Origin of the sequence: Nocardia brasiliensis IFM 10847, from assembly GCF_000710915.1 — a bacterium.
GTDB lineage: Bacteria > Actinomycetota > Actinomycetes > Mycobacteriales > Mycobacteriaceae > Nocardia > Nocardia brasiliensis_A.
Map to the genome: position 1 here is coordinate 94,666 of NZ_BAUA01000077.1, position 17,942 is coordinate 112,607.

17 protein-coding genes are annotated in these 17,942 nt (G+C 68.5%); 7 read left to right on the top strand and 10 right to left on the bottom strand.

The window, feature by feature from the left end:
* The first annotated feature begins 86 nt into the window (after positions 1-86).
* The 3 genes from NBRGI_RS16805 to NBRGI_RS16815 all read left to right on the top strand — a co-directional run bounded on the left by NBRGI_RS16805 (position 87) and on the right by NBRGI_RS16815 (position 2,538).
* Positions 87-1,343 carry a fatty acid desaturase family protein gene (locus NBRGI_RS16805; protein ID WP_029897362.1) on the top strand — a complete coding sequence of 419 codons (1,257 nt, stop codon included), beginning with the start codon at positions 87-89 and terminating at the stop codon, positions 1,341-1,343.
* A gap of 132 nt (positions 1,344-1,475) precedes the next feature.
* Complete coding sequence (gene bluB, locus NBRGI_RS16810) at positions 1,476-2,096, top strand: 5,6-dimethylbenzimidazole synthase (protein ID WP_029897363.1); 621 nt, start codon at positions 1,476-1,478, stop codon at positions 2,094-2,096.
* Positions 2,097-2,295: 199 nt separating this feature from the next.
* The gene (locus tag NBRGI_RS16815) at positions 2,296-2,538 is read left to right on the top strand and encodes a hypothetical protein (protein ID WP_029897365.1); all 243 of its coding nucleotides are present in this window, start codon (positions 2,296-2,298) and stop codon (positions 2,536-2,538) included.
* A gap of 42 nt (positions 2,539-2,580) precedes the next feature.
* On the opposite strand, the gene NBRGI_RS16820 is transcribed toward NBRGI_RS16815, so the two are convergent.
* The gene (locus tag NBRGI_RS16820) at positions 2,581-3,066 is read right to left on the bottom strand and encodes a GNAT family N-acetyltransferase (protein WP_029897368.1); all 486 of its coding nucleotides are present in this window, start codon (positions 3,064-3,066) and stop codon (positions 2,581-2,583) included.
* A 46-nt stretch (positions 3,067-3,112) separates the two neighbouring features.
* On the bottom strand, positions 3,113-4,405 hold the full coding sequence (locus NBRGI_RS16825) for an acetyl-CoA C-acyltransferase (RefSeq protein WP_029897369.1): 1,293 nt from the start codon (positions 4,403-4,405) through the stop codon (positions 3,113-3,115).
* 322 nt (positions 4,406-4,727) lie between these two features.
* Here NBRGI_RS16825 and NBRGI_RS16830 point away from each other — a divergent pair, with 322 nt between their 5' ends.
* From NBRGI_RS16830 to NBRGI_RS16840, 3 genes are all read left to right on the top strand, one after another.
* Positions 4,728-5,435, top strand: coding sequence for a helix-turn-helix domain-containing protein (locus NBRGI_RS16830; RefSeq protein WP_029897372.1), 708 nt, complete (start codon positions 4,728-4,730; stop codon positions 5,433-5,435).
* Position 5,436: 1 nt separating this feature from the next.
* Positions 5,437-5,868: a hypothetical protein gene (locus NBRGI_RS45245; protein WP_029897374.1), complete on the top strand. Its 432-nt coding sequence runs from the start codon at positions 5,437-5,439 to the stop codon at positions 5,866-5,868.
* Positions 5,869-5,936: 68 nt separating this feature from the next.
* Complete coding sequence (locus NBRGI_RS16840) at positions 5,937-6,461, top strand: hypothetical protein (protein ID WP_029897376.1); 525 nt, start codon at positions 5,937-5,939, stop codon at positions 6,459-6,461.
* Between the two features lie 121 nt (positions 6,462-6,582).
* On the opposite strand, the gene hpf is transcribed toward NBRGI_RS16840, so the two are convergent.
* The 8 genes from hpf to ahcY form a co-directional block, all read right to left on the bottom strand.
* Positions 6,583-7,341: a ribosome hibernation-promoting factor, HPF/YfiA family gene (gene hpf / locus NBRGI_RS16845; RefSeq protein WP_029897378.1), complete on the bottom strand. Its 759-nt coding sequence runs from the start codon at positions 7,339-7,341 to the stop codon at positions 6,583-6,585.
* Between the two features lie 181 nt (positions 7,342-7,522).
* Positions 7,523-8,164, bottom strand: a complete 642-nt coding sequence (locus tag NBRGI_RS16850; protein ID WP_029897380.1) for a ComF family protein — start codon at positions 8,162-8,164, stop codon at positions 7,523-7,525.
* Between the two features lie 39 nt (positions 8,165-8,203).
* Complete coding sequence (gene lpqB / locus NBRGI_RS16855; protein WP_029897382.1) at positions 8,204-10,018, bottom strand: MtrAB system accessory lipoprotein LpqB; 1,815 nt, start codon at positions 10,016-10,018, stop codon at positions 8,204-8,206.
* Positions 10,015-11,907 (bottom strand): MtrAB system histidine kinase MtrB, encoded by a 1,893-nt coding sequence (gene mtrB, locus NBRGI_RS16860; RefSeq protein WP_029897385.1) that lies wholly within the window; start codon positions 11,905-11,907, stop codon positions 10,015-10,017. Before mtrB ends, lpqB begins: the two co-directional genes overlap by 4 nt.
* 64 nt (positions 11,908-11,971) lie before the next feature.
* The gene (gene mtrA / locus NBRGI_RS16865; RefSeq protein ID WP_014987817.1) at positions 11,972-12,649 is read right to left on the bottom strand and encodes an MtrAB system response regulator MtrA; all 678 of its coding nucleotides are present in this window, start codon (positions 12,647-12,649) and stop codon (positions 11,972-11,974) included.
* Positions 12,650-12,727: 78 nt separating this feature from the next.
* Entirely contained in the window at positions 12,728-13,375 is a 648-nt protein-coding gene (locus NBRGI_RS16870) for a dTMP kinase (protein WP_029897387.1), read from the bottom strand.
* A 74-nt stretch (positions 13,376-13,449) separates the two neighbouring features.
* Positions 13,450-14,421, bottom strand: a complete 972-nt coding sequence (locus tag NBRGI_RS16875; protein ID WP_029897389.1) for a bacteriocin fulvocin C-related protein — start codon at positions 14,419-14,421, stop codon at positions 13,450-13,452.
* Positions 14,422-14,630: 209 nt separating this feature from the next.
* The gene (gene ahcY, locus NBRGI_RS16880) at positions 14,631-16,115 is read right to left on the bottom strand and encodes an adenosylhomocysteinase (RefSeq protein WP_029897392.1); all 1,485 of its coding nucleotides are present in this window, start codon (positions 16,113-16,115) and stop codon (positions 14,631-14,633) included.
* A 100-nt stretch (positions 16,116-16,215) separates the two neighbouring features.
* Here ahcY and NBRGI_RS16885 point away from each other — a divergent pair, with 100 nt between their 5' ends.
* Positions 16,216-17,262, top strand: coding sequence for a glycerophosphodiester phosphodiesterase (locus NBRGI_RS16885; RefSeq protein WP_081878114.1), 1,047 nt, complete (start codon positions 16,216-16,218; stop codon positions 17,260-17,262).
* Positions 17,263-17,942 lie beyond the last annotated feature (680 nt).

Below are 17,942 nucleotides of genomic sequence, written 5' to 3' on the forward strand. Positions count from 1 at the left end.
GCCCGTGTTCGCAATGCGGGATTTGCCACACCCGCACGACGCAGCTCGCAACCTACGGTCACGTAACTTACGGTACTGTAACCGCCATGGCGATCTCGGATGTCAAGGAATACGCACACCTCACCGAGGCCGACGTGGAAGCACTCGGCGCGGAGTTCGACGCGATTCGTCGCGATATCGAGGAATCGCGCGGTGCGCGCGACGCGAACTACATCCGTAACGTCATCCGGCTCCAGCGCGCGCTCGAGATCGGCGGCCGCGGCGTGTTGTTCGCCAGCTTCCTACCGCCCGCCTGGATCGCCGGCGTCGCCATGCTCAGCACCGCCAAGATCATCGAGAACATGGAGATCGGGCACAACACCATGCACGGGCAGTGGGACTGGATGAACGATCCGGAGATCCACTCCAGCTCCTGGGAATGGGACAACGCGGGCGCGGCCAAGCACTGGAAGCACACGCACAACTACCTGCACCACAAGTACACCAACGTGCTCGGCATGGACGACGACATCGGCTACGGCCTGCTGCGCGTCACCCGCGACCAGCGGTGGAAGCCGTTCAACCTGGGCAACCCGATCTACAACCTGGTGCTGCAGTTGCTGTTCGAATACGGCGTCTCGATCCAGCACATGGAGCTGGGCAAGCTGGCCGCGGGCCGGTTCAAGCCGGGCACGCCCGAGCGCGCCGAGTTCGACCGCAAGCGCACCGAGGCGCTGACCAAGATGGGCAAGCAGATCCTCAAGGACTACGTGATCTTCCCCGCCCTCACCGGCCCGGCCTTCCTCAGCACGCTCACCGCCAACCTGGCCGCCAACGCCATCCGCAACGTGTGGTCCAACGCCGTGATCTTCTGCGGTCACTTCCCCGACGGCGCGGAGAAGTTCACCAAAGCCGATATCGACAACGAGACCAAGGGTCAGTGGTACCTGCGGCAGATGCTCGGCAGCGCCAATATCTCCGGCGGTCCGCTCACCCACTTCATGACGGGCAACCTGAGCCACCAGATCGAACACCACCTTTTCCCCGATCTGCCGAGCAACCGGTACGCCGAGATCGCAGTCCGGGTCCGGGAGCTCGCCGAAAAGTACGACCTGCCCTACACCACCGGCTCGCTGCCGGTGCAGTACTTCAAGGCTTGGCGCACCATCCTCAAGCTCTCGCTGCCGAACAAGTACCTGCGCGACACCGCCGACGATGCGCCGGAGACGGCCTCGGAACGCAAGTTCGCGGGCAACACCGTCGCCACCATCGACCCGGTCACCGGCAAGCGGCGCGGCCTGCGCACCGCCCTGGCCGCCGGACGCCGCCGCCTGAACCGCCGCACCCCCGCGTACGCGGGCTGACCCGCCTCTCCCGCACCCTTCTCGTCTTCGCGCACCCGTTTCCGCATGGCGCAGCGGTACGCGAACACGGAAAGGGTGCGTGTTCGTTGCGGGGTCTGCGGCTGGTTGACTGAGCGCGTGGGTGCTGACGGTCTGAGTGTTTACGACGCGATCCGGTTGCGGCGCGACGTGCGGGCGGAGTTCACCGGCGAGGTGCTCGACGACAGCACGCTGTGGCGGCTGCTGGAAGCCGCGCATCGAGCGCCCAGCGTCGGGAATTCGCAGCCCTGGGATTTCGTGGTGGTGCGGGACCCGGCCACGCTGCGCGCCTTCGCCGCGCACGTGGCGGACAAGCGCGTCGAGTTCCGCGACGCGCTCCCGCCGGAGCGGGCCGCGACCTTCGAACCGATCAAGATCGAGGGGATCGTCGAGAGCGGCACCGGGATCGTGGTGACCTACGATCCCGGCCGCGGCGGCCCACAGGTGCTCGGCCGGGCCACCGTCCCCGAAACCGGCGTCTTCTCCGCGGTGCTCGCGATCCAGAATCTCTGGCTCGCCGCGACCGCCGAGGGCATCGGGGTCGGCTGGGTGTCGTTCTACGCGCCCGAATTCCTCACCGAACTCGTCGGGCTGCCCCCGGGCGTGCATCCGGTCGCGTGGCTGTGCGCCGGACCGGTGCACAGCTTCCAGCAGATCCCCGATCTGGAACGCTTCGGCTGGCGCACCGGGCGCCCGCTGGCCGACGCCGTGCATCACGAGGTCTACCGGAAGTAGTTCGCTGTATTGCATTTTGATGCACAATCCGGCGCGTCGTGCGGCGTGTCTCAGTGCGTCCGCGCAGAATGTCTGCGTCCCCGCGCCACGACCGGAGGCATGGGGGTCGGGGTCGTGGGGTTCAGCTGCTCATCAATTGGGTACGTCTTTGAACGCACCCATCTCGGATGCAGCGTTCTTTCGGCTCAGGAGGTTTGCCATGGCCAATGTCGACGCCGTCCGGCTGTCGAACGAGCTTGGCATCGATCTGGCACACGCAATGCTGCGCCTGCGCAGGGAGGGCCGCCCCGGCGAGTCCAATCACGACACGTGCCTGCGGATCCTCGCCGACGAGGGCCGCAAACCGCAGACCCCGAAGCGCGAGCCCCACGTGTTCCGGACGCGCCCTGCGGCGGACGGCACGTTGCCGCTACTACCACCCACCCGCGCCCGGTACCGCTGACCCCGGCCTGAAAGCGCACTGCGCCAGGTGAGCCCTGGGTGCTCACCAGCGCAGCACGACCTCGTGCTCGTTGTCCAGGATCCGTCCTGTCGGCACGAAACCCAGCGTCCGATAGAACCCCGCGGGACTGCCCGGGCCGGTCGCGTAGCTGGTGTACAGCTCGCGCGTGCCCCGCGCCGTCAAGCGGTCGACGAGCGCGCCCAGCGCCGCCCGCCCGATCCCGCGCCCCTGCACCGGACCCGCGACCATGAAGCGCCACAGGAACACACCGCGCAGGTCGGGGTGGTCCTCGTCCAGCCCGAGATGCACCATCAGGAATCCGGCGGGTGCGTCGCCGGCGTAGACGGCGCGAAACCACAGGCAGTCCGAAAAGTGGGCCTCGGCAATGGATATGCCGTTGTCGATCACCATGGGACGCTGCTGCGCGCTCAGCGTCTCGCTCAAACTGCATACCGCGTAAAGGTTCTCGCGGTCGATACGGCGCAGCTCGATGCGCCGCGGCGCGGCGGCCCCGGTCGATTCGGTCATACGCCTTGGTACTGCGCCGACCGGGGCCCGTTCAACGGATTTTCGGTCAGACCCGTTCCAGCACGGCCGAGGCGCCGATGCCGCCCGCCGCGCAGATGCCGAGCAGCGCGGCGTTCTTGCCGGTGCGGGCCAGTTCGTTCGCCATCGTGGTCACCATCCGCGCGCCGGTGGCGCCGAACGGGTGACCGAGCGACACCGACCCGCCGTGCACATTGAGCTTGTCGATATCGACCTCGCCGACGGCGGTGTCCCGGTCGAGCCGCGTCTTGGCCCACTCGGCGCTGGCCAGCGCCGACAGCACCGAGAGCGTCTGCGCCGCGAAGGCTTCGTGGATGTCGACGAAATCGATGTCGCCCAGCGACATTCCGGCCTTGTCCAGTGCCCGCGGCATGGAGATCGCCGGGCCGATCAGCACCTGATCGGTGGGGTCGACGCTGACGTAGCTCCAGGAACGGAAGGCGGCAAGCGGCCGGTAACCGAGCGCGGCGGCCTTCTCCTCGCTCATCAGCAGCACGGCGGACGCGCCGTCGGTGAGCGGGCTGGCGTTGCCCGCGGTCACCGTGCCGTTTTCGGCGAAAACCGGCTTCAGTTTCGACAGTTTTTCGATGCTGGTGTTGCCGCGGACCAGTCCGTCGCGGTCGATCTCGACGCCCTCGGGCGTGCGGACCCGTAGCACCTCGTCGTCGAAGCGGCCCGATTCGATCGCGGCGGCGGCCCGATGATGCGAGCGGGCGGCGAACTCGTCCTGGTCGGCCCGGCTGATGCCGTGGATCCGGGCCATCTTCTCGGCCGACTCCCCCATCACCTCGCCGGTGGTGCGTTCGGCGATCTTCGGCCGGCTCGGCAGGATGTCGGTGAACGGCGCGAGCTGGCGCAGCGCGGTGAGGTAGTCCTTCGGCTTCGGCTTGCCCAGCGCCAGCGGCGCCGCCGCGTGCACCACCGACTGCGGCAGCTTCACCTCGGCGTTGGAGGTGGAATCGCTGCCGCCGGCGATCATGATGTCGTATTCGCCGCGCTCGATCGCGGCCGCGGCGGAGGTGACCGCCTGCAGGCCGGACGCGCAGGCCCTGGTCACGGTGTGGCCCTCGCAGCCGGGGTCGAGGGCGAGGTCCAAGGCGATCTCACGGGCGATGTTCGGTGCCGCGCTGGGCAGGATGACCCCGCCCCAGACGATGGCCTCTACCTGGGCGCCGGGCAGCCCGGTGCGCTCCAGCAGGCCCCGGACCGCGGCATCGGCGAGCGCGATGGAATCCATCCGGGTGTATCCGGTGAACGCACGCACGAACGGCGTGCGCGCACCGGACACGATAACGGCACGGCGAGCAGCCTTGGTGGCCATGCGATTTCCTTTCGAGAGATCTATGGCCACCAAACTTACTCCTAAGTAAGTTCACCGTCGACCCCCTTCGCCGACGGTGACCCGTGCGCAGCAGCGGCGATCCCCTCCACCGTCGCTGAAACCCGGTCTGCCACGCGCCGTTGCGCAACAGACCGGAGGCGCCCGTTCCGACGAACGCCCCTGCTCGTCCCGGAACACTCCGCAAGACCGATGTCGGCTGAAACTCGGCGCGTCAGAACAGTAGCAATATTTCCACTGATTTTTCAAACCTTTTCTATTAGTTTGCTTTCTGACCGGGTCGGGCTCTACTCTGAAGCTCACTATGCATAGCCCTTCGGAGCTGTCGCGGCGCCAGAAGCGATTCGGCCGAATCATCAAGGAGCGCCGGGACGAGCTCGGCCTCACGCAGTTACAGATCGGCGACCTCGGGGGACCTTCGGCACCGACGATTCGCAAGATCGAAGACGGCGACGCCGCGATCAGCACGACCACGCTGAACAAACTCGATGCGCCGTTGCGCTGGCTCCCGGGGAGCGCCGCGCGCACCTACGCGGGCGGCACCCCGGCCGCGGACGAGCCCGCACCCGCCGCGCGGCAGCCCGGCGAGTCCGTCGTGGCCGGGCCCGACTCGATCCGCTTCGAACTCGCCGACCTCACCGGTCTGCTCGCCGCCGCGGGCCGGCTCAACGACGCGGTCGAACACGGCCGGACCACCCACCCGCAGGTGGTCGCCGCGATCAGCGAACTCAACCAGGTGGTCTCCAAGCTGTCGGCGCGTTACGCGACCGCCATGCTGGAACGCAACGGCGGTCCGGGCAGGCAGCTGCATCCGCTCGTCGAGATGGCCTTCGCGCACCTGCTCGAGGTGCCCGCGGAGACCAGCGACACCACCGAACTTCACGAACGGCGATACCGGCGCTGGCTGGCCGGACGATCAGAGGACGTCGATGCTGCGACAGAAGCACAGTTCCGGGCACGCTGGCTGGCGGCCAACGTGGACACGACCGCGAGTCGAAACGGCGGGTACTGAGGTGACGGAGAAGACCGACGACGCGCCGAGCGGCGCGACTCTCACGCTGAGTCACAAGATCAATCGACTGTTCGCCGTCGTGCATCCCCGCTCGGCCCCCGAGCGCAGCACCGCGACCGTCGCCGAACAAGCCGGCGAGTACCTCAGCCGGGTCATCACACCGAGCTACCTGGAACGCCTGCGCGGCGGCGAGTTCGACAACGAGATTCCCGGCACGACAGTCGAACTCGACGTACTCGCGGCGATCGCGCAGAGCTTCGGCGTCGCCGCCGACTACCTGACCACCTCGGGCCCGACGGCCAGCGCGATCGATCGGGAACTCGAATTGCTCGCCACCATGCGCGACGCCAACGTCTCCAGCATCGCCCTACGCGGTTCGAATGTGGACCAGGCGATCCTCGCCCGGATCATCGAGAGCACGGACCGCACCTGACCGACGAGTCAGTCGGTAGCATCGTGACCTACATGGGGGCACTGAGCTTGCTGTAGGAGTGAAATCGCATGGCCATGCAGGCCCGGTTCCGGAACCTGACCCGGGATGTTCCGATACCGCACCCGTGGAATCTGTCGAACTATCTCGACGATGTCGCCACGTATCGGGACCGGCCCATCAGCCTGGTGCCGATCGATACCGCGTTGCTCGCGGGCACCGGCTGCGGCACCGGCAGCGGCCTGTGGATCGCCAAACACGACAGCGACGTGATCGTCTACGGCGCCGACACCACCGAATGGCATGCCGAGCACATCATCGTGCACGAACTCGGCCATATGCTGCTCGGCCACGGCCCGGAACAGCCCACCGAGGGCGAGCCGGAGCCCACCGCCCCCACCGTCACCGCGGTCGCGGAACTGCTGCCCTCCATCTCCCCCGAATCCATCGCGCACGTGCTCGGCCGCACCGACTACGGCACCAGCCGGGAACGCGACGCGGAGACCTTCGCCGACATGGTCATGCTGCACGCCATGCGCCCGCCCCGTCGCGATTCCCTGCTGCACCGGACGTTCTTCCGCGATCGTCGCCGGTGAGCGCGCGCGGCGCGACGAACCGATTGTCGTGCGGGAAACGGAGATACCGATCAGGTCAGCGTCTCCGGGTATCCAGCGCACGCGCTGAACACCCGGAGCGGCGAAGGAAAACGCGAACCTGCTACGCGAGCCGGATCAGGCCGTAGTCGAAGGCGTGCCTGCGATAGACCACCGACGGTCGGTCGGTCTCGCGGTCTTGGAACAGGAAGAAGTCGTGGCCGACGAGTTCCATCTGGTAGAGGGCGTCGTCGACGGACATCGGAGTCGCGGTGTGCACCTTGGTGCGGACGATATGGCCGGGTCCCGCCGCGTAATCGGGGTTCTCCGACGAGTTCTCGGGGCGGTGGTGGTTGCCGCCGTCGGGGTGATCGTGCGCCGCGGAGGACCCGTTCGGCATCGCGAACAGGGAATCGTCCACCAGATCGGCGGTGGCCTGGGCGACGGAGACCGGCGTCTTGTCGCCGTAGTGCACCCGGCGACGGTCCTTGGTGCGGCGCAGCCTGCTCTCCAGCTTCGCGGTCACCGATTCGAGTGCGGCATAGAAGCTGTCGGCGCACGCCTCGGCGCGCACGATGGGGCCCTTACCGCGTGCGGTGATCTCGACGCGCTGACAACTCTTGCGCTGCCTACGGTTTCGCTCGTGGAAGAGTTCGACGTCGAAGATGAAGATCGACGGGTCGAAGCGTTCGAGCCTGGAGAGTTTCTCCGCGACATAGATTCGGAAGTGATCCGGAACCTCGACATTGCGACCTTTGACCACGACGTCCGCACGGGGCGTCCTGGCTCGATCCGCAATGGGTTGCTCGGTCACGTCCAAGGTGCGATCGTCCAGCACCGAAGGGTCAGCATCTTGCACTGAAGGTCGTGAAGAAGTCGTCACGCGTACCTCCCGGATATGGCCGCACAGGCGAACTGCGTGCGGCGGGATGAGCCGTGCCGATCGAGAATCTCTCGGCACATGATGTCCGAGGCGCCACCTCCAAACTCCCGGTTCGGGTGTGTGATCGCGACGCTAGTACGACATTCGGGAGTGCGCCAGTGTTCACGCAAATTTCCCGGAGTCAAGCAGCACAGGTAACCAATACGGCACGTGTCCGTACCCCGATCCGGGCCAGCGCGCGCACCGACTCGCGCACCGTCGCCCCCGTCGTCAACACGTCATCCACCACCACTACCTCGGCGTTTTCCGCGATCCGGCACAGCGTCGCGGAACCGGGTACGGTGGTCACCCTGTCCTGCAGATTGTGTGCGCGTTCACGGGGTGTCAAGCCCACCGAATCCCGCACACCCCACCACACCCGCAGCACGGATACCATCCGGCTATCGGGCAGCCAACTCACGGCTATCTCCGCTGCGGCCACCACCGGATCACCGCCGCGACGTCGCGCGGCGATCCGCCGGCTCGGCGCGGGCACGAGCACCAGCGGCCGATCGGCACGCAGCCGCGCCAGCGCACCGGCCAGTGCCCGGCCGATCGGCGCCGCCAGATCGGTGCGCCCACTCTCCTTGGCCGCCAACACCGCTCGCCGCGCCGGGCCGCGGTACGGGCCGAGCGCCCAGCACGGCACCCCGGGGTCCACCCGCGGCCGCACCCGGATCGGCGGGCCGGCCAACGTGGCCGCGCAGGCGGCGCACCAGCCCACGCCGGGTTGCCCGCAGCCGGCACACGCGCTGGGCAGGATCAGATCGAGGAGGGTGCGCATCGCCCGAGTGTGCGCGCACCCACCGACACGACCCGGCGATCAGCCGGGCAGCACCGGCACGGCGTTCGCGCCGAGGCCCGGCACCTCCCGCCAATACGGTTCGCGCTCGTCGGGATTCGTCGTCAACTCCAGCACCGCCCGGGAATCGGCGGCGTACTGGTGTTCCGGCGAGGCACTGACCTGCCGCACCGGCGTCGTCAGGTTGCGGCTCGTGTACGCCTGCGATCCCGATCCGTCGATCGACACCGCGCCGATCGGATCGACGTTGCCCTCCCTGGCGATGATCAGCCGGTCGCTGCCGTACCACGTCACCGAGACCGCGGCCGTGCTCGAGCCGACGCCGACCGGCAGTGGGGAGGTCAGCGCGTAGCCGCCGCCCGGCTTCGGCACCACCACCGCGACATACACCTTGCCGTCCGCGATCAACGCGGCGCGCACCCCGGTACGGGAGACCCGCAGTTCGGTGATCGGCAGCCGGAACGCCGAGCCGGCTCCGCCGGTGAGCGCCGAGATGTCGACATCCTGCACCGAGACGGTGCCGGTGGTCCGATCGTTCACCGCGCGGACCACCCGTTCCCCGTCGATCACCGCCCAGGCGGCGGTGCCGTCGATATTCCAGGACGGCCGGGTGATGGTGCCGCCCTCGGCGACCGGAATCGCGTTGCCGCCGTAGGTGCCGATCATCAGGGTGCGCGGTTGCTCCGGTGCGGGCCTGCCCGCGTCGGCCACGCCCGCGACCAGTTGACCGTCCGGCGAGACGGCGGCCGACACCAGGTTGTTCACCGCGCCGAAGTAGCCCGGCGCGGCCGTGACGGCGCCGGTGTTCGCGACCTGCACCAGCGTGCCGCCGCGCAACGCGTGCAGCCCGATCTGGTTGCGCCCGTTCATCGCCGCGCTGTACTGCTGCACGTCGGCCACCGCCCAGCCGCTCGCCGAGAACCGGTCGTCGAGCGGCTTGCCGTCGGCCAGCAGCACATACGGCCCGATGATGTCCGCACCCGCGAGGGTGAGCACCACCTGCGCGGCCAGTAGTTCGCGGTCGCGCGGTGCGAGCGCCGAGGCGCCCGCGAAATCTATGCGCACCCCGCCGACGCCCACCCCGACACCGTCCGGGTCGCCGTTGGCCTTGGTGACCGGGCCGCGCAGGGCGATCGGCTGGGCCAGCTCGTTGCGCAGCACCGGCGTCAGTGCGGGCTGGGTGCCCTCGCCGAGCATGCTGAGCAGCCGCTGGGTCAGCTGCGCCTTGGGCACCGAGATCCAGCGCAGGTCCGGAACGACCGAGCTGCTGGTCGGATCCACGAAGTAGAGCACGTAGCGCCGATAGGACTTGCCGAAGGCGACGGAGTCCATCACCACGCCGTCGGGCAGCTCGTCGATGCGCCACTCGTTGTTGACCCGGATCATCTCGATCTTGTTCTCGAGCGGATCGGCGGTCGCCTGGTAGGAACCGTCGGCCTTGAGCTCGCCGACCTTGCGCGCCCGCACCCGATAGGTCGCCTTGTCGCCGGAGCGCGACTCGCGCAACGTGTCCGGCTTCTCCACGATGGTGATGCCCGCGGCATCGTCCCACTGGGCCGCGGCCGACGGGGTCATGAACTGCCGGGCCGCCAGGTGCCGGTTGGTCGGGTCGGCGGTGGCCGAGAGGAAATCGCGCAGCAGCAGATCGGGATCGCGGCCTTGCTGCGGCTGCGGCGGGCCCTCGGAGGTGGGTTCCCGGTTGATCGTGCCGAGGGCTTGCGGCGCCGAGGATTCCGGCAGACTCGCACACCCGGAGAGCACGACGAGCGCGGCCACCACGGCCGCGCCGAACGCGAACAGCCGCTGCTTGCGCGCGGAACCGACTCGCATGCTCATAACGGTACGTCCCCGGATCTGCGCGCCGGATCCGCACCCGGCGGTGTCGATTCGTCGTCCGGTCCGCCCGCCCGGGCGACCGGGGTGGCCGAATCCGCGCCGGACGCGCTCGACTCGACGTCCGGCCCGGTCACCGTGTTGGACGGCGCCGACGCCACGACCGTCGAACCGTTGCCCGAAGCGAAGACCGCGGTGCCGCCGGAGGGGAACGACACCGTCTCCCCCGGCGCCGCCTCCGGTTCCGGCTCGGTCGTACTCGGCACGATCTCCAGTTCGGCCTGCCGGGCCGCGGCCTGTTTGCGCATCGGTTCCAGTGGCAGCGGGCTCGCGCCGAGCTTCTTGCCCCGCACCAGCGGCAGCGTCAGCCGGAAGCTCGCGCCGACGCCGACCTCGCCCCAGGCCTCGAGCCTGCCTTCGTGCAGGTTCGCGTCCTCGACGCTGATCGACAGACCGAGACCGGTGCCACCGGAACGGCGCATCCGGGACGGGTCCGAGCGCCAGAACCGGTTGAAGACCAGCTTCTCCTCGCCGGGCCGCAGCCCGACGCCCTGATCGCGGACGACCACCGAGACCGCGTTGGCGTCCAGGTCGCCGCGCATCCGGATCAGCACCGGCTTGCCCTCGCTGTGATCGATGGCGTTGGCCAGCAGATTGCGCAGCACCCGCTCCACCCGGCGCGGGTCGACCTCGGCGACCAAGGGCTCCTCCGGCATATCGATCACGACCTCGACGCCGGCGTCCTTGGCCAGGTGCCGCACCGTCGAGATGGCCGCCCGCGCGCACATCCGCACGTCCAGCGATTCCACCTGCAGCTCCGCCACACCCGCGTCGTGGCGGCTGATCTCGAGCAGGTCGTTGAGCAGTCCCTCGAACCGGTCCAGCTCGTTGACCAGCAGTTCGGCGCTGCGCGCGAGCGCGGGATCGAGATCGTCGCTGCTGCCGTGGATCAGATCCGCCGCCATTCGCACCGTGGTCAGCGGGGTGCGCAGTTCGTGGCTGACATCGGAGGTGAACCGGCGCTGCAGATTGCCGAACTCCTCGAGCTGGGTGATCTGATTCGACAGGCTCTCGGCCATCTCGTTGAACGCCTGCGCCAGCCGGGCCATATCGTCCTCGCCGCGCACCAGCATGCGTTCTTTGAGCCTGCCGTCGGCGAAGCGGCCCGCGATGCGGGCGGCCGACCGGATCGGCAGCACCACCTGCCTGGTGACCAGCGCGGTGATCGCGGCGAGCAGGACCAGCAGCACGATGCCGCCGATCATCATGGTGCCGCGCATCAGCGACAGGCTGCGCGCCTCGCTGGCCAGCGGGAAGATGAGATAGATCTCCAGCGTCGGCACGTCGACGCTCGGGCTGCCGATGATCAGCGCCGGGCCGTGGTACCAGCTGGAATCCGAGATGGTGGTGAACTGCCTGCTCACCTGGCCGCGCCGGACGAAGTTGCGCAGCTCGACGGGCACGTCCTGAATGGGACCCGCGGTGAGTTCCTGCTGGCTGCCGTCCACCATCACCAGTGCGAGGTCGTAGCTGCCCGCGACACCGGTCTGCGGGCTACCGCCGCTGGACAGCGTGTTGCGGGCCTCGACCAGCCGGGTCTGGGTGTTGGCGTCCTGGATGCTCGACAGCTGGCCGTGCACCGCGTTGCGGGCACGCGACATCTCCTCGACCGCGGCATTGATCTTGGTGTCCAACATGCGGCTGGTGATCTGATCGGTCAGCACCACCCCGAGGATCGTGATCACGATCAGCGAGAGGGTGATCGTGGAGACCGCGACGCGCAGCTGCAACGACCGCTGCCACAAATGGCCCAGCAGGACACCCAGCTCGGCGAACCGGGCACCCGCTGCCGCCAGTGCCCGCTCCAGTTGGTTTCTGGAGCGACGGATCACGGCCGCGCCTCGACGGCGACCGGCGCCGTCGTCCCGGCGGCCACGACCCGTGCAACGCGTGTGCTCACGGTGGTCCAGCTTTGTAGCCGACACCACGAACGGTCAAGACGATCTCCGGATTCTCGGGATCCTTCTCGACCTTGGCGCGCAACCGCTGGACGTGCACGTTGACCAGTCGGGTATCGGCGGCGTGCCGGTAGCCCCACACCTGCTCGAGCAGCACCTCGCGGGTGAACACCTGACGCGGCTTGCGGGCCAGCGCCACCAGCAGATCGAACTCCAAGGGCGTCAGCGAGATCTGCTGTCCGCCACGGGTCACCTTGTGCGCGGGCACGTCGATGACGATATCGGCGATCGAGAGCATCTCCGCGGGTTCGTCCTCGGTGCGGCGCAGCCTGGCGCGCACCCGGGCGACCAATTCCTTGGGCTTGAACGGCTTGACGATGTAATCGTCGGCGCCCGACTCCAAACCGAGCACGACGTCGACGGTGTCCGTCTTCGCCGTCAGCATCACGATGGGCACGCCCGAATCCGCGCGCAGCACCCGGCACACGTCGATGCCGTTCATGCCGGGCAGCATCAGGTCCAGCAGCACCAGATCGGGGCGGATCTCCCGAACCGCCGCGAGGGCCTGTGTGCCGTCGCCGACCACATGCGGGTCGAACCCTTCCCCGCGCAAGACGATCGTGAGCATCTCAGCGAGCGCCATATCGTCGTCGACGACCAGAATCTTCGGCTTCATAATTACTATGTTGTCATCTCCCAGGCCAGGATCGGGTCGCCACGCCAACACTGGTACGAACCCGCCGCACATCTAACCCTATCGGGTAATCAAATCGGCGAATCGCGCGGCCAGCGTGGCTGGATCGTCACCGGATCGGAATATCCACCACGGGCCGTACCAGTTCTGTTGGGCCAGCTCACGGTACACCGCGAGGGTGCGCTGCTGCAGTCGCGCGTCCCGCTCGTAGGCGTCGAGCGCCCGGCTGCTGTCGAGTTCGCCTCGGCGGCGGGCTCGTTCGGCCGCGAGCTCCGGCGAGACGTCGAGCAGCACCTGCACCGCGGGCGCGGGCAAGGCGAACCGTTCGTACTCCAATTCGCCTATCCAGCCCACGATTGCGCCCTCGGCCGACTGCTCGAGCCGGGCCGCGTTGTAGGCCGCGTTGGACGCGACGTACCGGTCGAGCAACACGATGTCGTTGTCCGCCAACAGTTTCGCCAGCTCGTCGCGCGCGTCCGCCCGGTCCAGCGCGAACAGCAGCGCCATCGCGTTCACCGATGCCGCCAGGTCGCCGTGCGCGCCGTGCAGCGCCTCGGCCGCCAGATCGGCGTGCACCGAGCGGCCGTAGCGCGGAAAGGCCAACGACGCGACCCGTACTCCGTCGGCGCGCAGCTGTGCGGTGACGGCGTCGGTCAACGTCCGCTTACCGGCCCCGTCGAGGCCCTCGACGACAATCAACGCTCCCATGGCTGGCAGGGTACTCAGCGCCCGGCCGCCGCGGCCCGTCGGTGCGCCGCGGCGGCCTGGATCGTTGCCCGCGCCTACCCGCAGCGACCGTTGCATTCGTAGCGCCAGAGGGCGCCGCAGCCGCCCTTCTTGTTGCAGCCGTTGACGAGTCCGACGCAGCGGGCGTCGCCACAGAGGCTGCTCGCCGCGCTGCACTCGCAGTCGGGCAGCTTGGCCAGCAGCGTGCGCTCGCCCGCCTCGGTGTCCGGTCCGAGCACACCGACGATGCGACGGGCCTGCGCTGGGCCGAACTCGGCCTCGACGCGGGCGGCCGCCGCGTCGAGCCGGATGGTGAGTTCGTCGGTTCGCTCACCGCGGAAGGTCGCCGGGTCCGCGGCCAGATCCTCGATACGCCGAAGTGCCGCATCCTGTTCCGTGGACAACCGCTCACGCGCGGCCCGGGCCCGGGCCAAATGCTCGGTCCACAAACGGCTTTGCACCTCGGCGGGCAGCTGGACGATCGCGGCACGGCGGTATGTCATGGGGTACTCGGAGATACCGTCGAGGTCCTGCGGCAGCGATCCCAGATTCTGCTGCACCCAGCGGTGCGCCGACGACGCTTCCGCGGTACCGGTCCCGCGACCGAGCACCAGCCAGCCGGCCAGCACCGCGCCGGACCCGGCCAGCAGCACGCCGCGCCGCGAGGGCCCCTGTGCCACGACCGCGGCCACGCCGGCCGGGGACCGCTGTGCGGCGGACTCGGCCGCGGCGAACTCACCCAGCACGCGCAAGACCCGCACCGTCGCGCGGGGACCGAGCACGCGTGCCATCGACACCGCGAGCGCCGGACCGGTCCAGCTCTTGGCCTTACCACCGGTGACCCGGATCAGCGTCGGCTGCCAGGGCGCGGCCGGGCCGAGACTGTCATGGCGCCAACGGATCACGTCCGCGTCCGTCAGCGGCCTGGTGTCGAGCCGATCGCCCGCGACCTCCGCGACGAGATCGGAGATCCGCGTGCACTTCGCACACGAGCCGTCGAATGCCAGAATCCAGCGCGAGTCCTTCATGGTGCATACCCCCCGGGAGCGATGACGACCGGCAATCTGCTTTCGCCGGACGCTAGGTATCGCCATTGTCGGAGGGGCCCGGCCGCACCCGCAATGGAATCGCCCGCGAAACAACGTGCCTGGCAGCAGAAGTGGCAGGACTGCCAGCTTGCGCGAAAAGCACGCGGCCGCCGGACCCGAGTGGTCCGGCGGCCGCGTGCGTCAATCGCTCAGTAGCGGTAGTGCTCCGGCTTGAACGGGCCGTCGACATCGACGCCGATGTACTCGGCCTGATCCTTGGTGAGCTTGGTCAGGGTGCCGCCGAGCGCTTCGACGTGGATCTTGGCGACCTTCTCGTCGAGGTGCTTGGGCAGGCGGTAGACCTCGTTGTCGTATTCATCCGGCTTGGTCCACAGTTCGATCTGCGCGATCACCTGGTTGGAGAAGCTGTTCGACATCACGAACGACGGGTGGCCGGTGGCGTTGCCCAGGTTCAGCAGGCGGCCCTCGGACAGCACGATGATCGCCTTGCCGGACTCCTTGAACGTCCACAGGTCGACCTGCGGCTTGATGTTCAAACGCGTTGCGCCGGAACGCTCCAGCGCGGCCATGTCGATCTCGTTGTCGAAGTGACCGATGTTGCCGAGGATGGCCTGGTCCTTCATCGCCTTCATGTGGTCGAGGGTGATGATGTCCTTGTTGCCGGTCGAGGTGATCACGATATCGGCGTTGCCGATCGCCTGCTCCACGGTGACGACGTCGTAACCGTCCATCAGCGCCTGCAGCGCGTTGATCGGGTCGATCTCGGTGACCTGCACCCGGGCGCCCTGTCCCGCAAGCGATTCCGCGCAGCCCTTGCCGACATCGCCGTAGCCGCAGATCAGCACCTTCTTGCCGCCGATCAGCACGTCGGTGCCGCGGTTGATGCCGTCGATCAGCGAGTGGCGGGTGCCGTACTTGTTGTCGAACTTCGACTTGGTCACCGAGTCGTTGACGTTGATCGCCGGGAACACCAGCTCACCCGCCGCCGCGAACTGGTACAGCCGCAGCACGCCGGTGGTGGTCTCCTCGGTGACGCCCTGTACCGATTCGGCGATGGCGCTCCACTTGCCCTTGTCGGACTCGAAACGCTCGCGCAGCAGGTTCAGGAAGACCTTGTATTCGGCCGAGTGGTTCTCGTCCTCGGGCGGCACCACGCCCGCCTTCTCGAACTGGGCGCCGCGCAGCACCAGCATGGTGGCGTCACCGCCGTCGTCGAGGATCATGTTGGCCGGCTCGTCCGGCCAGGTCAGCATCTGCTCGGCGGCCCACCAGTACTCCTCCAGGGTCTCGCCCTTCCAGGCGAAGACCGGGGTGCCCTTGGGCTCGTCCACGGTGCCGTTCGGGCCGACCACGACGGCGGCCGCGGCGTGATCCTGGGTGGAGAAGATGTTGCAGGAGGCCCAGCGCACCTGCGCACCGAGCGCCACCAGGGTCTCGATCAGCACGGCGGTCTGCACGGTCATATGCAGCGAACCGGAGATCCGCGCCCCCTGCAGCGGCAGGACCTCGGCGTACTCGCGCCGAAGCGCCATCAACCCGGGCATCTCGTGTTCGGCCAGGCGGATCTCCTTGCGGCCGAATTCGGCAAGCGCGAGATCGGCCACCTTGAAGTCGATGCCGTTGCGGACGTCCGCGGTGAGTGAAGTTCGCGCGGGAAGTTCTGAGGTCGTCATAGCCTCTGTCTGCCTCTCCTGGAAGTCGGTACCAACACGCAAGGCTAGTCGCTGGCGCGGCGGCTGGGTACACCGTACTCACCCTTGCTAGCTTGGCGCGATGCCGAACCTGCGCGCTATCGCCACGACCGCTGTCGTCGGGCTGTCCGTCCTGGGTCTCAGCACCGCCTGCGACAGCGGATCGGACGCCACACCCGCAACTCCGTCGCGAACCGTCGACCTGCAGGCGCACCGCGGCGGGCGCGGCCTGACCGTCGAGGAATCGCTGCCCGGCTTCGCCAAGGCGCTCGAGCTCGGCGTCACGACGCTGGAGCTCGATATCGTGCTCACCGCCGACCGGATGCCGCTGATCTGGCACGACCCGACCGTGCTCGCCACCAAATGCGCCGACACCGCGCCCGCGACCGTGGACGACCCGGAGTTCCCGTACGTGGGCAAGCTGGTGCACGACCTGACCTACACCCAGGTCCGCACCCTGGACTGCGGGCGGGCGCTGGCCGACTTCCCCGGCCAGCAGGCCCTGCCGGGCAACAAGATAGCGACGCTGCCCGAGCTGTTCGATCTGGTGAAGTCCTATCGCGGCGCGCACCCGCGGTACAACATCGAAACCAAAGTGGAAGCCGAACATCCCGAACAGTCCGCCACGCCACAGGAATTCGTGGACGTCATCCTGGGCACGGTGAGCGCGGCCGGCGAGACCGGCAACGTCGAGATCCAGAGCTTCGACTGGCGGTCGCTGCCGCTGGTGCGCAAGGCCGATCCGACCATCCCGCTGGTGGCGCTCTATGACGAGACCACCTTCGTCGCGGGCTCGAAGTGGCTCGGGCCGATCCGGTTCGAGGACTACCCGGACGATCCGCTCGGCGCGGTGAAAGCGTTGGGCGCCAACGTCGCTTCGCCCGGCTATTCGGTGCCCTACGGCCGCAAGGCGGGCGAACCGGGCTTCGCCCTGGTGGCGGACAAGACCTACGTCGACCGCGCGCACGAGCTCGACCTGCGCGTGATCCCGTGGACCGTGAACGACAAGGCCACAATCGCCGCCCAGCTCGAGACCGGCGTAGACGGCGTGATCACCGACTATCCCGACCGGATGCGAGAGGTGATGCAGGAGAAGGGACTCCCCCTCCCGCCCGCCTACCACCGCTGAGCCTGAACACCGGCGGCACAGGTCGGGCGCGCACCCCGCGCCCGACTCCCTGATCGGTCACCACCGAACGGGGAGCCGCGCACAACTCCCTTGTCAGCGCCACCAATCGGGAGCCGCGCACGCACACCGCGCACAAATCCCTAGTCAGCCACCGCCAAACGGGAGCCGCGCACGCACACCGCGCACGGCTCCCGTCGGTCGCCACCGAGCAGGCGGGCCGGGTCCTCAGATCGCGCCCGACTCCGCCACCGTCGCTTCCCTGCGCTGTGCCGATCCGTTGCGCTGCACCACCGTATTGCGCTGGACGGCACCGTTACACGGGCTGCCCACATTGCCCACCGGCACACCGGTTTCCGCGGTGACACCACTGCCCGAGGCGACACCATCCGCCGTAACGGCGGCACTACCCGGGGCCACGTCGCTGCCCTGACCCGCACGATCGGCCTGCGACACACCATGGGCCTGCGCGCCACGATTCGGCTGCGCCGCACTAGCACCCGGCACCGCAGCATTCGATCGCGCCGCGCCACCGGGCTGCGCCGCACCATTCGTTTGCACCGCGGTATTCGAAAGCACCGCACCGTCATCGCCCCGCGCCACACCGTTCGACTGCGCGGCACCGTTGGCCGATGGCACACCCGCAGCTCGCGCCGCACGGTTCGCCNNGCGCCGGGGCATCG